This window comes from Stenotrophomonas sp. Steno-C15, assembly GCF_056393265.1.
The window spans coordinates 71,416-85,761 of record NZ_JBWJPF010000019.1 but is presented as its reverse complement, the minus strand read 5'-3'; the positions used below and the strand labels follow the sequence as shown (position 1 = coordinate 85,761).

The window sequence follows — 14,346 nt, the reverse complement described above, 5'->3', positions numbered from 1 at the left end:
CCCCCCCCCCCCCCCCCCCCCCCACCTTCGGCAGAATGCCGCGATCTGATGGATCCACGCCGAGCGTGGATGAAATCTGTCAGATATCGGAATAGATGGTGGGTCGGATCGTTCCGACAGATCACAGGAAACTGTCGAAGGCGGGGTGGGTCCGGTTGCGGGAGTGTCCGCGGCATGGATGCCGCGGCCAAGCCCCCATGGACGGGTTTACGGCGTCTCCCGCCACCGGACCCACCCCGCCATCCCACGGATAGCCTGTTGCTTCGGCTTCGGCTTCGGCCTCTGCAGGTGCAGGTGCAGGGCGGCAGCCCTGCATGGAAAACCCACCCCCCTACCAAGGTAGGGCGGAACGCGCGGCAACGCGGCACTATGCTCGAACCCATGACTTCGTCTGGGAGGGCTGCGTCATGAACTACGAGGAAACCTACCGCCGCTCGATCGACGAGCCGGAGGCGTTCTGGGGCGAGGAAGCCAAGCGCATCCATTGGCACAAGCCACCGCAACAGGTGCTCGACTACAGCAACCCGCCGTTCCGGCGCTGGTATGTGGGTGGCGAAACCAACCTCTGTTACAACGCGGTCGATCGCCATCTGGACACTCGGCCCGACCAGCTCGCGCTGGTGGCCATTTCCACCGAAACCAACAGCACCCGCGAGATCACCTACCGGCAGCTGTACCGTGAAGTGAACGACTTCGCTGCCGTGCTCCAGCGCCTGGGCGTCGGCCATGGCGACCGCGTGGTCATCTACATGCCGAACATGGCCGAAGCCGTGTTCGCGATGCTGGCCTGCGCGCGCATCGGGGCCGTGCACTCGGTGGTGTTCGGTGGTTTCGCCGCGCACAACCTTGCCCTGCGCATCGACGATGCCAGACCCAAGCTGCTGATCGCGGCCGATGCCGGCATGCGCGGAGGCAAGCTCATTCCCTACAAGCCGATGGTGGACGCCGCCTGTGCGGAAGCCGGGCATCCACCGCCGCACGTGCTGATCGTTTCGCGCGGGCTGGATCCGGCCGAGCCGCGCATCGAGGGCCGCGACGTCGAGTACGCGACGCTGCGCGCGGAAGTCGGTGCCGTCGATGTTCCGGTGCAGTGGCTGGAAGCGAGCGAGCCGAGCTATCTGCTGTATACCTCCGGCACCACCGGCAAGCCCAAGGGCGTGCAGCGTGATGTGGGCGGATACGCGGTGGCGATGGCACAGTCGATGGAGACCGTCTTCGACTGCAAGCCGGGGCAGGTGATGTTCTCCACCTCCGATGTCGGCTGGGCCGTAGGACATTCCTACAACGTGTATGGACCGCTGATCGGCGGTTGCACATCGCTGTTGTACGAAGGCCTGCCGACCCATCCGGATCCGGGCATCTGGTGGGCCCTGTGCGAGCAGTACAACGTGCGCACGATGTTCTCCTCTCCCACCGCGATCCGCGTGCTGAAGAAGCACGACGCGGATTTCATCCATCGCCACGACCTGCGCGCGTTGAAGTACCTGTTCCTGGCCGGCGAACCGCTGGATGAGCCGACCGCGCACTGGATCAATGAAGCGCTGGGCAAACCGATCATCGACAACTACTGGCAGACTGAAACCGGCTGGCCGGCCTTGACCCTGTTGCCGGGCCTGGAGATGAAGCCGGTGCGCTTTGGTTCGCCGGGCTTCCCCAACCTCGGTTACCGCATGAAGGTGATCGACGAGAACACCGGCGAAGAAGTCGCACCCGGGCAGAAGGGAGTCCTGGTGGTCACCCCGCCATTGCCGCCGGGCTGCATGAGCACGGTGTGGAACGACGACAGCCGCTTCCTGCAGAGCTACTTCAGCCATTTCAAGGAGCTGCTGTACAGCTCGCTGGACTGGGCGATCCGCGACGATGACGGCTACACCTTCATCCTCGGCCGTACCGACGATGTCATCAACGTCGCCGGGCATCGCCTGGGGACACGTGAGATTGAGGAAGCCATCTCCAGCCACCCGCGTGTGGCCGAGGCCGCGGTGATCGGCGTCAAGGATGAACTGAAGGGACAGGTGCCGCTGGTCTTCGTCACCCTCAAGCAGGGGCTGGGGGGCGAAGACCCTGCACCGGTGGTGGCGGAGATGATGGCAACGGTGACCACGTCGCTGGGGGCGGTTGCACGGCCGGCGCACGTGCACGTGGTCAACGCATTGCCGAAGACGCGCTCGGGCAAACTGCTGCGGCGCTCGCTGCAGGCGCTGGCCGAGCAGCGCGATCCCGGCGATCTGTCGACCCTGGATGACCCGGCCGCCCTGGAGGAAATCCGCCGCGCGCTGGGACGCTAGACCGGTCCTGTATTGCCGGGGCCGCGTGCAGCGGGCCGAGGCAAGGGATGCAGCGGTGCTGCACCGCAGCGTTCACCGTACCAGCGGTGCGTTAAGCTCGATGCCGGGGAGCGCGTCCGTCAGGGCGCGCAGGCATGCGCATCATGGAACGGGGGAGCTATGGCACTGCTGCACGCCAAGACGGCCGCTGGCCGCCAGGAAATCGAGGATCGTGCGCGGCGCCTGCCGGCCGCGCTGCGCTCGATCCTGCTGATGGTCGATGGTCGCCGCGATGACACCGAACTGCGCAGCCTGCTCGAAGGACTGCGGGCGCCACCCGATGCGCTGGAACAGCTGGCCGCGATGGAGCTGATCGAAGTGGTGGGGGGCAGCGCCGATGCGGTGCCGGTCGCTGGCCTCAGCAATGGCCGCGAACAGGACCCGGCGCTGTATCAGCAGCTGTACGAGGCGATGAGCGAAGCCGTGCGGCGCCACCTCGGGCTGAAGGGCTACTTCATGCAGTTGAAGATCGAGCGCTGCACCGATGCCTCGGCCCTGGAGCGCCTGTGCCCGGAACTGCTGGCGGCGGTAGGCAAGGCACGCAGCCCGGCACTGGCACAGCGCTGGTGGCAGGAAACGCAGGCATCGCTGGCAGCCGGCGATCGCGGAGTCGTGCAGGCCTGACGCAGCGCGTAGAGTGGATGGTTTCATTCCCATCAGGAGCCTCTCGTGCAGGACGACCACGACGACACCGACACCCCGGGCTGGGACGCGATCAATGCGGCGTTGGCGCCGCTGTACGCGGGCCAGGAGCCCCTGCATTTCGGAACGGCGTTGCCGTACACGCTGGGCGGCCAGGATCCCCTCGATGGCATCAGTGTCTACCGGGCGGAGGCGCCGGTACCGCACTGGCACTACATCACCTATGGCCTGTCCGAGCTGTACGCCAAGGAGAGCAGTGACGCCGAAGCAAGCGGCTACGGATTCGAGCTGACCTTCCGTCTGGCAGCAGGCGAGGGCGTGCACGCCGAACAGGCACCGCCGACATGGCCGATGAACCTGCTGCAGAACCTGGCGCGCTACGTGTTCGGCAGCGGCAACGTGTTCGAGGATGGCCACCACCTTGACGCGAACGGCCCGATTGCCCTCGAGTCCGACACCCGCCTGCACCATCTGGCTTTCATCGCCGACCCGCAGTTGCCGGCGCGCGAGACGGCCAACGGCCGCCTGCAGTTCCTGCAGCTGGTCGGGCTGACGGATGGGGAAATGGCTGCAGTGAAACGCTGGTCGACCCGCGGGGTGCTGCACGTGCTGGAGCCGGCGATGCCCCTGTGGATCACCGATCTGCATCGGGGCGACCTGCTGGATGATCCGGCACTGGCGGCGCAGGTGCAGGCGGGCAGTGCGCGGGAGGGCTCCAGCACCGGCATGTTGTTCATTGAAACGCTGGACTGGCGACAGGTCTCGGGCGTGACCACGCTGGTGCTTGGCGCCGGCCAGGTGCCGAGCGTGCGCGAGCTGCTGCCGCTGCGCCTGCACCATGGCGCATCGCTGGTGCTGGTCAGCCGTGAGCGCCAATGGGAGTTCACCCCCGCTGCGGGCGGCGGCGCCAACGACGTCGATGCCGACAGCGCGCGCTGGGCATTGGATGCACAGGGGGTCCAGGCGTGGCAGGACGTGCGTGCCGAGCGCGGGATCTACCCGCTGGGCGGCCAGCTGCAGGTCGAGGTGGTGCCGACGCTGCTGCGTGACGCCAAGGGTGCCGTGATCCGCGAGATCGGTTGAACGGTGGACACGGGGCGCCGGCGATGCCCGGTGCGGGGCCGGGACGCCGGATCGGAGCCGCCTGCGCTGCCGGCGGCTCCGTGTGCGGTCAGGCCAGGCCTTCGGCCTTCAGTGCGGCCTGCACGCCGGCATCGGCGTCCATGCGCGCCTTGTAGGCGGCCAGATGATCCAGCCCCGACAGGTCGACCTTGGCGCCGGCTGCCCAGCGCAGGGTGATGTAGAAGTACGGGTCGGCGAAGCTGCGGAAACCGGCCAGCCAGGGCTTGTCCGCCAGCTGCCGGTCGGCCGTCTCGAACAGGCCGCGCAGGCGCTTGCGGGCGGCCGCGCGGATCGCGTCGTACTGGCTCTCATCGCCGATGAACTTGCCCGGTGCGAACAGCGGCGAGAACGCCGGGTGCACATCGGAGTTGACGAAGGCCAGCCAGCGGGTGGCCTCGGCACGCTGGCGCGGGCTGCCGTCGCCGGCCAGGCCGGCCTGCGGGAAGCGGTCGGCGATGTAGCCCATGATGGCCGCGTTCTGCAGCAGGATGAAGTCGCCATCGACCAGCGCCGGAACCGAGCCGGCCGGGTTGATCTTGAGGAATTCCGGCCCCTTCAGGGTGTCCTTGTCGAGCAGTTCGACCTCGAACGGCTGGCCGGTCCACTGCAGGGCGATGTGGTCGGCGGTGGAGCAGGCACCGGGCTTGCTGTACAGCTTCATGGGAACTCCAGGCGGGGTGTGCGGGAATCGCCCACTATCCCAGAGCCTGCCGGCGCGCGGCAACGCTGCCGCCGGCAACAGTTCGTTACGACTGCCGGGGCTTGAGGTTCTGCACCTTATAGAAGGTGTGATCACCGATGGTGGCCACCTGGTAGGCATTGCGCCAGTTCGGGCTGGCGATGGCCAGGGCGGCGAAATGGCTGGCACCGGGGACGATCTCGCGGCGCTCGCCGGCCGGCAGCGCCCAGTTGCGCTCCGCATCGAAGGCCACGCTCATGGCCTCGCTCCAGGCCGCGTCGTTGCCCAGCTGGGTGCCGGGGGAGACGATGGTCGGGGCGAACTGCTTGCGTGCGGTCACCACCTGGCACATCGAGTCGCCCCACAGGCCGCTGTCGAGGCGGCGCAGTGCCACTTCGGCCACGGCCTGCTGGCCGCGCAGGGTCTGGTCGCGGGCTTCCAGGTACACGGTGGTGCTCAAACACAATGAATCAGCCGCCGGCTGGGGCAGCAACTGCGACAGCCAGAGAATCCAGGCCAGTTTCATATAACTCCTTGCTCCGTATGGGCCGCACCACGGGGTTCCGGCCGAAGAGAGGGCAGGAGGCGGGGTACGACTTGGCGTCATGGGGAGGCGGCCATCGGGGCCGCCCCGTGGGCGGCCCGGGAAAAGAGGATCGATGAACGATCCGGGAGGGCCGCACCGGCTCACCGGAAACTGGCTGGTGAGCGGAAAGTTGGCGCAAGGTAGGGGGGGCTGGCCGAACGCATCATGAATCGCCCGGCTTGACATTCAGCTTCGAGGCGGGTGACGGAAATCACAGTCCCGCCGCCCATTCAGGTCTGGATCAAAGGGCGGCCGCCACCCGGCTGCCCTGATCGATGGCGCGTTTGGCGTCCAGTTCGGCGGCCACATCGGCACCGCCGATCAGCTGTGCGCTGATGCCCGCCGCTTGCAGTTCGGCCTGCAGCGCGCGGTTCGGTTCCTGCCCTGCACAGATCACCACATGATCCACCGGCAGCAGCTGTTCGCTGCCTTCCACGCGGATGCGCAGCCCCTGGTCGTCCACGCCGAGATACTCGACGCCGCCCAGCATCCGCACGCCCTTGGCCTTCAGCGTGGCGCGATGGATCCAACCGGTGGTCTTGCCCAGGCGCGCACCCGGCTTGCCGGGGCTGCGCTGCAGCAGCCACAGCCGGCGTGGCGAAGCGTCCACCTGCGGACGGGCCAGCGAGCCGCGGGCCTCGAAGGTGGCGTCCACCCCCCATTCGGCCATCCAGCGCTGCGGGTCCAGCGACGGCGATGGGCCCTCGTGGCTGAGGAATTCCCCGACATCGAAGCCGATGCCGCCGGCACCGATGATGGCCGCGCTGGCGCCCACCTCGACCCGGCCCTGCAGCACGTCCAGGTAGCTGACGACCTTGGCGTGGTCCGCGCCGGGGAAGTCGACCCGGCGCGGCGTGATGCCGGTCGCCAGCACGACCTCGTCGAAGCCGGCCAGACAGGTCGCGTCTGCCCGGGTACCCAGGCGCAGCTGCACGCCCGTGTCCTGCAGCTTGTGGCGGAAATAGCGCAGCGTCTCGTGGAACTCTTCCTTGCCCGGGATGCGCTTGGCCACATTGAACTGGCCGCCGATCTCGTCGCTGGCGTCGAACAGGGTGACCTGGTGACCGCGCTCGGCGGCCACCGTGGCGCAGGCCAGGCCGGCCGGGCCCGCGCCCACCACCGCCACCCGCTTCGGTGTGGACGTCGGGCGGTAGACCAGTTCGGTTTCGTGCGCGGCCCGCGGATTGACCAGGCAACTGGCCAGCTTGTTCTCGAAGACGTGATCCAGGCATGCCTGGTTGCAGGCGATGCACGTGTTGATCGTGTCGGCCCGGCCGGCGCGCGCCTTGTTCGGCCATTGCGGGTCGGCCAGCAGCGGGCGCGCAAGCGACACCATGTCCGCACCGCCGTCGGCGAGAATGCGCTCGGCAACCTCGGGCATGTTGATGCGGTTGGTCGCCACCAGCGGCACCGCCACATGCGGCTTCAGCTTGGCGGTGACCCCGGCGAAGGCGGCGCGGGGCACCGAGGTGGCGATGGTGGGAATGCGCGCCTCGTGCCAGCCGATGCCGGAATTGATGATCGTCGCGCCCGCGGCCTCGATGGCCTGCGCCTGCTGCACGATTTCCTCCCAGTTGCTGCCGTCCTCAACCAGATCCACCAGTGACAGCCGGTAGATGATGATGAAATCCGGGCCGCAGGCTTCGCGGATGCGGCGCACGATCTCCACTGCGAAGCGCATGCGCTGGGAGGCATCGCCGCCCCAGCGGTCCGTGCGCGTGTTGGTGCGCGGGGCGATGAACTCGTTGATGAGGTATCCCTCCGAGCCCATCACTTCGACACCGTCGTAGCCGGCTTCGCGTGCCAGCCTGGCGCTGCGTGCGTAATCGGCGATGTGCCGTTCGACGCCGCTGGCCGACAGTGCGCGCGGGGTGAACGGATTGATCGGCGCCTTGAGCTTGGAGGGCGCCACCGACAGGGGGTGGTAGGCATAGCGGCCGGCGTGCAGCAGCTGCAGACAGATCTTCGCGCCATGCTGGTGGGCGGCGGCCGTCAGTTGCCGGTGCGGACGCACTTCCCAGGGCCAGGACAGCTTGCCGCCGAAGGGTTTGAGCCAGCCGACCACGTTGGGGGCGAAGCCGCCGGTGACGATCAGGCCGACGCCGCCTTCGGCGCGCTCGGCGAAGTAGGCGGCCAGGCGCGGGAAATCGCGCGCGCGATCTTCCAGCCCGGTGTGCATCGAACCCATCAGCACCCGGTTGCGCAGCTGGGTGAAGCCCAGATCGAGCGGGGCGAACAGGTGGGGATAGGCGCTTTCGTTGGCTGGCGACATGGTCGATACGCTTGCGTACGGAAGCGCGAAGCGTGCCGCGAAACGGCGGTCGGGGCAAGGGGCGGGCGAATCGGTAGCGCCGGGCCATGCCCGGCGATGCGGCTACCCGTGGCCGCGCTGCGCGCTCGCCGGGCGTGGCCCGGCGCCACCCGCCGGCAGGGGCCGGCCGATGCCGAACCAGCCCAGCGTCACCCCGCACAGCGGGCCGATCAGCAGCGCAAAGGCCAGGGTGCCGACGCCCACGTTGCCTCCCAGCCACCAGCCCAGCAGCAGGACGCTGCCTTCGATCAGGCTGCGCACCTTCCAGATCGGCCAACCGGTGCGGGCATGCAGGCCGGTCATCAGCCCGTCGCGCGGGCCGGGGCCGAGCCGCGCGCCGATGTACAGGCCGGTGGCCAGTGCCACCAGCAGCATGCCGGCACCGAACATCGCCACCTGCCAGACCAGGCCGACAGCCGGCGGCAACAGCCACAGCCCAAACTGCGCGGACGGACCGATCAGCAGCACGTTGAGTACGGTGCCGACGCCCGGCTTCTGCCGCAGGGGCCACCACAGCAGCAGGACCAGCGCGCCGATCACGTTCGTGGCCAGGCCGAAGGACAGCGGGGTCTGCGCCGCGACGCCCTGTGACAGCACGTCCCAGGGCGCGACACCGATCGCGGCACGGATCATCAGCGAGGCGCCGAAGCCGTACAGGAACAGGCCGACGATCAGTTGCAGCAGGCGCAGGGGCAGGGCAGTGGGCATGGGAGCGCTCGGGAGGAGGGAATCTGTCTCCACCGTAATCCCGAATCGCCCGCTTCCATAGATACAGATCCCGGTGAATCCCGCGCCACAGCGCGCGCGTCAGTCGTCCCAGCCTGCCAGTGCCAGCTTGCCCAGCGTGCGGCCGCTGGCCAGCCGCTCATGCGCCGCCTGCAGGTTGGCGGCATTGATCGTGCCGAGTGTCTCGCTGAGCGTGCCACGCAGCTGGCCTGCATCGATCATGCTCGCGGCGCGGCTCAGGATGCGGTGCTGCTCGATGCGGTCGGCGGTATCGAAGCGCGATCGCGCGAACATGAATTCCCAGTGGATGCCGATGCATTTGGCCTTGTACGGGTCGCCGATGCGCAGCGCGCCGCGGGGTTCGACGATCAGCCCGACATGCCCCTGCGGCGCCAGCAGCTGGCCCAGTTCATCCCAGTAGTGATCGGTGTCGGCCAGGTTGAGCGCGATCTGCACGGCGCTGATGCCCAGTGCCTGCAGCTGCGGCTGCAGCGGCTGGCGATGGTCGATCACGTGATGGGCGCCCATCTGCCGGCACCAGTCGGCCGACCGCTCGCGGGAGGCGGTGGCAATGACCGTGAAGCCGGCATGGTGGGCCAGCTGGATGGCCATCGAACCGACGCCGCCGGCGCCGCCGATCACCAACAGGTGCTGCCCGGCGTGGCGGCGGTCATCCAGATGCAGCGGCATGCGCTCGAACAGCAGCTCCCATGCGGTCAGTGTGGTCAGCGGCAGCGCCGCTGCCTCGGCGAAATCCAGCGTGGTGGGCTTGCGTGCGACCAGCCGCTCATCCACCAGCTGATACTGGGCATTGCAGCCGGAGCGGGTGACATCGCCGGCGTAGTAGACCTCGTCGCCGGAGGCGAACAGGCGGGCGTCCTCGCCGATGGCCTCGACCACGCCCGCCGCATCCCAGCCGAGCACCCGCGGCGTGTCCAGCGTGGCCGGATCGGTGGCGGCACGCTGCTTGCCGTCGACCGGATTGATCGAAACCGCCTGCACGCGGACCAGCAGATCGCGGCCGGCTGGCGGCAGCGGCGGCGGCAGCCGGAGATCCTGCAGGGCGGGGGCGGATTCACGACTCAGGGCGACGGCTTTCATCTCGGCTCCGGCTCGGTTTCCCTTTTCATCATAAGGTTCCTCACGTTTCCGGGGGCGCGCTGAATCTCCTTCGCCGCGCGTTCCACAGAATGTCGCCTGCGTTGCCTAAACACCGTCAAACCCTTATGGGGTGAGGGTCTTGCGGATTTTCATCATCCTGTATAGGGTTTCAACGTCGGACCGGTGGCCGGTCGGGCGCAACACTTCACATGTTACGGGACTGTTAACATGGCCTTCACCCGCCTGAGCATAATGTTCGCGGCGGTGGCGTGCTGAATCGGCTGTCTGAACATCGACGCAGTAGTGCTGGCCCATGCCTCTACCGGTTTCATACCCCCGAAATAGGAGCTGTACTCAATGAACAAGAAGATCCTTACTGCCGCGCTGCTGGGTGGTCTGGCTTTCGCCCAGGCTGCTTCTGCGCAGGAGTTCGATGACCGCTGGTACCTGACCGGTTCGGCCGGCTTCAACTTCCAGGACAACGACCGTCTGACCAACGACGCTCCGTTCGTGACCCTGGGCCTGGGTAAGTTCATCAGCCCGAACTGGTCGCTGGACGGTGAGCTGAACTATCAGAACCCGAACTTCGACAGCAATCAGGACCTGAACTGGTCGCAGTACGGCATCTCGCTGGACCTGCGTCGCCACTTCATCAAGGAAGGCCGCGGCTGGAACCCGTACATCGTCGGTGGCCTGGGCTACCAGAAGTCGGAAGAAGAGTACCCGGCGATCAGCGTCAATGGTCCGCGTGAGCGCAAGGACGGCAACGTTGCCGCCAAGCTCGGCGTCGGCCTGCAGACCACCTTCGACAAGCGCGTTGCTGTCCGCGCCGAAGTGGCCTACCGCGCTGATTTCGACGACAAGAGCTACCACGCTGCCAGCGAAGACTGGTTCGGCGACGTGCTGGCTTCGGTCGGCGTCGTGATCCCGCTGGGCCCGGCTCCGGTCGCGGCTGCTCCGGCTCCGGCTCCGGTTGCCCCGAGCTGCGCCGACCTGGATGACGACGGTGACGGCGTCAACAACTGCGACGACAAGTGCCCGAACTCGCAGCCGGGTCAGACCATCGGTCCGGACGGTTGCCCGGTGCCGGTCTCGATCGACCTGAAGGGCGTGAACTTCGACTTCGACAAGTCGAACCTGCGTCCGGACGCCGTGGCCATCCTGAGCGAAGCCACCGAGATCCTGAAGCGTTACCCGGATCTGCGCGTTGAAGTCGCCGGTCACACCGACTCGAAGGGTACCGACGCTTACAACCAGAAGCTGTCGGAGCGCCGCGCCACCGCGGTGTACAACTACCTGACCAAGAACGGCGTGGACGCTTCGCGTCTGGTCGGCCCGATCGGCTACGGCGAGAGCCGTCCGATTGCTCCGAACACCAACCCGGATGGTTCGGACAATCCGGAAGGTCGTGCCAAGAACCGTCGTACCGAGCTGAACGTCCAGAACTAAGTTCTGACGTTTCGCCCGCAAGACACAGCAGGACCCGGCTTCGGCCGGGTCTTGTTGTTTCTGCGGCGGGAAAAGCCGGAACGGGCCTCCGTGGACCAACCGTTTGTCGGCTTTTTGTCCAAAAAACCAATGAGTTGGCGCATTCATTGAAAGTGGCGCTTGAAAGCTGTCGCCGCATTGCTACACTCGCCGCGTCACCTTCCTTCCGTGGATGCCTCTCATGCTGCGCTCTGCATCGGCCGCCGTCCTGGCGCTGGCCCTGGTTCCTGCCGCTCACGCTGCGGTCGATTGCTCGGTCAATACCAGCGCTTCGCCGCTGCCGCTGCCGGCCACGACCATCGCGCCGGTGGCCGACGAGCTGTACATCCGTGGCAACCAGCTGGGCATGCCGGCCGGTGTGCTGAGCAGCAGCTACGATCCTTCGCAGTCGCTGGACCAGGTGCTGCAGCGCCTGCGCATCGACGGCTGCCAGAACATCGCCAAGGCGATTCCGAGCGCGCCGGCGGTGAAGCCGAACGATCCGGCGGCGTACAAGCCGCAGACCGAATTCGACAATACGCCGTGGCGCTTCGACATGAGCCAGAACGGCAAGCGCATGACCGCCGAGGAATTCGATGCCTGGATGAAGGCGCGTGGCGTCCGCGTGGTCAAGGCGCGCCCGGCACCGGTGGCCACCCCGGCCGCGGCCGAAGCACCGGCTGAGACCAAGCCGGTCGATAAGAAGTAACCGTCGCGGGGAGCAGAGGCTTGCGTACGCGCCGCCCACCTGCCGCCCCCGCCGCCCGCTCCCACGTCCTGCGTGGGCGCGCGGATCCGGATGCATCCACGGGTGTGCGCCATGGCCTGGCGCGTGTGCTCTCCAAGGCCGGCGTGTGCTCGCGCAGCGAAGCCGCGCGCTGGATCGCCGAGGGCCGCGTGCGCGTCTCCGGCCGTATCGTCCGTGACCCGGAGTTTCCGATCGGCAGCCCGGCACCTCCCATCGAGGTCGATGGCCTGCCGCTGGCGCCGCCGCAGCGGCTTTACCTGATGCTCAACAAGCCGCGCGGGGTGGTGACCACCGCGCAGGACGAGCGCGGCCGTGACACCGTATACCGCTGCTTCGACGGCGCCGGCCTGCCCTGGATCGCGCCGGTCGGCCGGCTGGACAAGGCCAGTGAGGGCCTGTTGCTGTTCAGCAACGATCCGCAGTGGGCGGCGCGCCTGACCGATCCGCAGACCGGGCCGGACAAGACCTACCACGTGCAGATCGATCGCCTGCCCGATGCGGCCACGCTGGCGGCGCTGCAGGCCGGGGTGGACGACGAGGGTGAATTCCTGGCCGCCCGGGCCGTGCGCGTGCTGCGCAGCGGCGACAAGACCGCGTGGCTGGAGGTGGTCCTCGACGAGGGCCGAAACCGCCACATCCGCCGCCTGCTGGCGGCCTTCGACCTGCAGGTGCTGCGCCTGGTCCGGGTCGCGATCGGCGACCTGGCGCTCGACGATCTCGGCAAGGGCCAGTGGCGGATGCTGGAGGTCAATGACCAGCAGCGGCTGGGGGCCGCTGCACCGGGCTGAGCGTCATGCCCGCGGCCGGCGGATGCCGGTCACCGTTCCAGGCGTAGGGGGCGCCTGGTCGTCGAAATCCCGAACGGAGCCTGCCCATGTACCACTCGTCCCTCAATCGAACCCTGCGCTGTGCCGGCCTGCTGCTGCCGATCGTGCTGCTGGCCGCCTGCGGTGGCCACAAGAAAATGGCCAAGACGGAAACGCCTGCCGAAACCCCGGTGGTGGAAGTGAAAACCCCGGAACTGGATGGTCGCGGCAGTTACCGCTTCCTGATGAGCGACGGCGACAGGAAGATGACCGCCGACGAGTTCGATGCATGGATGAAGGCCAATGGCATCCGCGTCGCCCGTGGCAATGCCCAGGACGCTGCCGCCAAGCCGGTCGTGGTGGCCAGCAAGGATGAGCCGAAGGACAAGAAGAAAAAGAAATGACGCGCATTGCGCGTCATTCCGGTAGCGCCGGGCCGTGCCCGGCGAGCGCATGGCGCGGCTGTCGGGAAACCGCCGGGCATGGCCCGGCGCTGCCCCTCGGGGCGATCAACCCTTGATCACGCCCAGCTCGACGCCGATGCGGGAGAAGGCGTCGATCGCGCGGTCCAGCTGCTCGCGGCTGTGCGCGGCGCTGATCTGGGTGCGGATACGTGCCTGTCCCTTGGGCACCACCGGGAAGAAGAAGCCGATCGCATAGATGCCTTCCTCGAGCAGGCGCTCGGCGAACTTCTGCGCCAACGGTGCGTCGTACAGCATCACCGGGCTGATCGGATGCACGCCCGGCTTCACGTCGAAGCCGGCGGCGGTCATCTTCCCGCGGAAGTACGCGGTGTTCTCGGCCAACCGGTCGCGCAGGTCGTCGGCGGCAGCCAGCATCTCGAAGGCCTTGATGCCGGCGGCGACCACATGCGGCGGCAGCGAGTTGGAGAACAGGTACGGGCGCGAGCGCTGGCGCAGCAGTTCGATCACTTCGGCGCTGGCGCAGGTGAAGCCGCCCAGTGCGCCCCCCATGGCCTTGCCCAGAGTGCCGGTGATGATGTCGATCTTTTCCAGCACACCCTTCACTTCGGCCGAGCCACGACCGGTGGCGCCAAGGAAACCCGTGGCATGGCATTCGTCGATGTGCACCAGCGCGTTGTACTTCTTCGCGAGCGCGGTGATCTCGTCCAGCGGGGCAATGAAGCCGTCCATCGAGAACACGCCGTCGGTGGTGATCAGCTTGGTCCTGCAGCCGGCGGCGTCGGCGGCCTGCAGCTGCGCTTCCAGGTCGGCCATGTCGCAGTTGGCGTAGCGGAATCGCTTGGCCTTGCACAGGCGCACACCGTCGATGATCGATGCGTGGTTCAGTGCGTCCGAGATGATCGCATCGTTCTCGCCGAGCAGCGGCTCGAACAGGCCGCCGTTCGCATCGAAGCAGGCCGCATACAGGATGGTGTCCTGCTTGCCGAAGAAATCGGCGATCTGTTTCTCGAGCTGCTTGTGCAGGTCCTGGGTGCCGCAGATGAAGCGCACCGAGGCCATGCCGAAGCCGTGGGTATCCAGAGCATCCTTGGCGGCCTGGATCAGGTCGGGATGATCGGCCAGGCCCAGGTAGTTGTTGGCGCAGAAGTTCAGCACCTTGCGGCCATCGGCCAGCGTGATCTCGGCCGATTGCGGACTGGTGATGATCCGCTCGGACTTGAACAGGCCCTGGGCGCGGATGGCGTCCAGTTCCTCGGCATAGTGGCGGGTCAGGGCGGAGGAGGCGTCGGTCATGGCGTGGGCACGGCTCAGCACGGGAAACCGTCGATTCTACCGGGCATCGATGGCTGGCGACCGGCGGCAGGCAGGCACCGCCATGGCCGGCACATGTTGCAATGCAATAGCAA

Annotated in this window: 13 protein-coding genes; 7 read left to right on the top strand and 6 right to left on the bottom strand. The window is 67.5% G+C overall.

Features of this window, described 5'->3' with window-relative positions:
* Positions 1 to 407 precede the first annotated feature (407 nt).
* The 3 genes from prpE to AC06FB_RS14425 all read left to right on the top strand — a co-directional run bounded on the left by prpE (position 408) and on the right by AC06FB_RS14425 (position 4,052).
* Positions 408 to 2,288 carry a propionate--CoA ligase gene (gene prpE / locus AC06FB_RS14435; RefSeq protein ID WP_065182872.1) on the top strand — a complete coding sequence of 627 codons (1,881 nt, stop codon included), beginning with the start codon at positions 408 to 410 and terminating at the stop codon, positions 2,286 to 2,288.
* 159 nt (positions 2,289 to 2,447) lie between these two features.
* The gene (locus AC06FB_RS14430; RefSeq protein ID WP_053520034.1) at positions 2,448 to 2,951 is read left to right on the top strand and encodes a hypothetical protein; all 504 of its coding nucleotides are present in this window, start codon (positions 2,448 to 2,450) and stop codon (positions 2,949 to 2,951) included.
* A gap of 45 nt (positions 2,952 to 2,996) precedes the next feature.
* The gene (locus tag AC06FB_RS14425; RefSeq protein ID WP_478053808.1) at positions 2,997 to 4,052 is read left to right on the top strand and encodes a suppressor of fused domain protein; all 1,056 of its coding nucleotides are present in this window, start codon (positions 2,997 to 2,999) and stop codon (positions 4,050 to 4,052) included.
* Positions 4,053 to 4,140: 88 nt separating this feature from the next.
* Here AC06FB_RS14425 and AC06FB_RS14420 read toward each other — a convergent pair whose 3' ends face one another.
* The 5 genes from AC06FB_RS14420 to AC06FB_RS14400 form a co-directional block, all read right to left on the bottom strand.
* A complete protein-coding gene (locus AC06FB_RS14420) occupies positions 4,141 to 4,752 on the bottom strand; it encodes a glutathione S-transferase N-terminal domain-containing protein (RefSeq protein WP_053520032.1) in 612 nt (203 codons plus the stop codon).
* An 85-nt stretch (positions 4,753 to 4,837) separates the two neighbouring features.
* Positions 4,838 to 5,296, bottom strand: a complete 459-nt coding sequence (locus tag AC06FB_RS14415; protein WP_053520031.1) for a cell wall hydrolase — start codon at positions 5,294 to 5,296, stop codon at positions 4,838 to 4,840.
* A gap of 301 nt (positions 5,297 to 5,597) precedes the next feature.
* The gene (locus AC06FB_RS14410; RefSeq protein WP_065182875.1) at positions 5,598 to 7,628 is read right to left on the bottom strand and encodes an NADPH-dependent 2,4-dienoyl-CoA reductase; all 2,031 of its coding nucleotides are present in this window, start codon (positions 7,626 to 7,628) and stop codon (positions 5,598 to 5,600) included.
* A 102-nt stretch (positions 7,629 to 7,730) separates the two neighbouring features.
* On the bottom strand, positions 7,731 to 8,375 hold the full coding sequence (gene yczE, locus AC06FB_RS14405; protein ID WP_065182876.1) for a membrane protein YczE: 645 nt from the start codon (positions 8,373 to 8,375) through the stop codon (positions 7,731 to 7,733).
* A 99-nt stretch (positions 8,376 to 8,474) separates the two neighbouring features.
* Complete coding sequence (locus AC06FB_RS14400) at positions 8,475 to 9,494, bottom strand: zinc-binding alcohol dehydrogenase family protein (RefSeq protein WP_065182877.1); 1,020 nt, start codon at positions 9,492 to 9,494, stop codon at positions 8,475 to 8,477.
* A gap of 357 nt (positions 9,495 to 9,851) precedes the next feature.
* Between AC06FB_RS14400 and AC06FB_RS14395 the strand changes: the two genes are divergently transcribed.
* The 4 genes from AC06FB_RS14395 (at position 9,852) to AC06FB_RS14380 (ending at position 12,919) form a co-directional block, all read left to right on the top strand.
* Positions 9,852 to 10,943 carry an OmpA family protein gene (locus AC06FB_RS14395; RefSeq protein ID WP_065182878.1) on the top strand — a complete coding sequence of 364 codons (1,092 nt, stop codon included), beginning with the start codon at positions 9,852 to 9,854 and terminating at the stop codon, positions 10,941 to 10,943.
* A gap of 220 nt (positions 10,944 to 11,163) precedes the next feature.
* The gene (locus AC06FB_RS14390; RefSeq protein ID WP_065182879.1) at positions 11,164 to 11,670 is read left to right on the top strand and encodes a hypothetical protein; all 507 of its coding nucleotides are present in this window, start codon (positions 11,164 to 11,166) and stop codon (positions 11,668 to 11,670) included.
* 20 nt (positions 11,671 to 11,690) lie between these two features.
* The gene (locus AC06FB_RS14385) at positions 11,691 to 12,497 is read left to right on the top strand and encodes a pseudouridine synthase (protein ID WP_460256297.1); all 807 of its coding nucleotides are present in this window, start codon (positions 11,691 to 11,693) and stop codon (positions 12,495 to 12,497) included.
* An 86-nt stretch (positions 12,498 to 12,583) separates the two neighbouring features.
* A complete protein-coding gene (locus AC06FB_RS14380) occupies positions 12,584 to 12,919 on the top strand; it encodes a hypothetical protein (RefSeq protein WP_065175931.1) in 336 nt (111 codons plus the stop codon).
* A gap of 105 nt (positions 12,920 to 13,024) precedes the next feature.
* On the opposite strand, the gene kbl is transcribed toward AC06FB_RS14380, so the two are convergent.
* On the bottom strand, positions 13,025 to 14,233 hold the full coding sequence (gene kbl, locus AC06FB_RS14375; RefSeq protein WP_065175932.1) for a glycine C-acetyltransferase: 1,209 nt from the start codon (positions 14,231 to 14,233) through the stop codon (positions 13,025 to 13,027).
* Positions 14,234 to 14,346 lie beyond the last annotated feature (113 nt).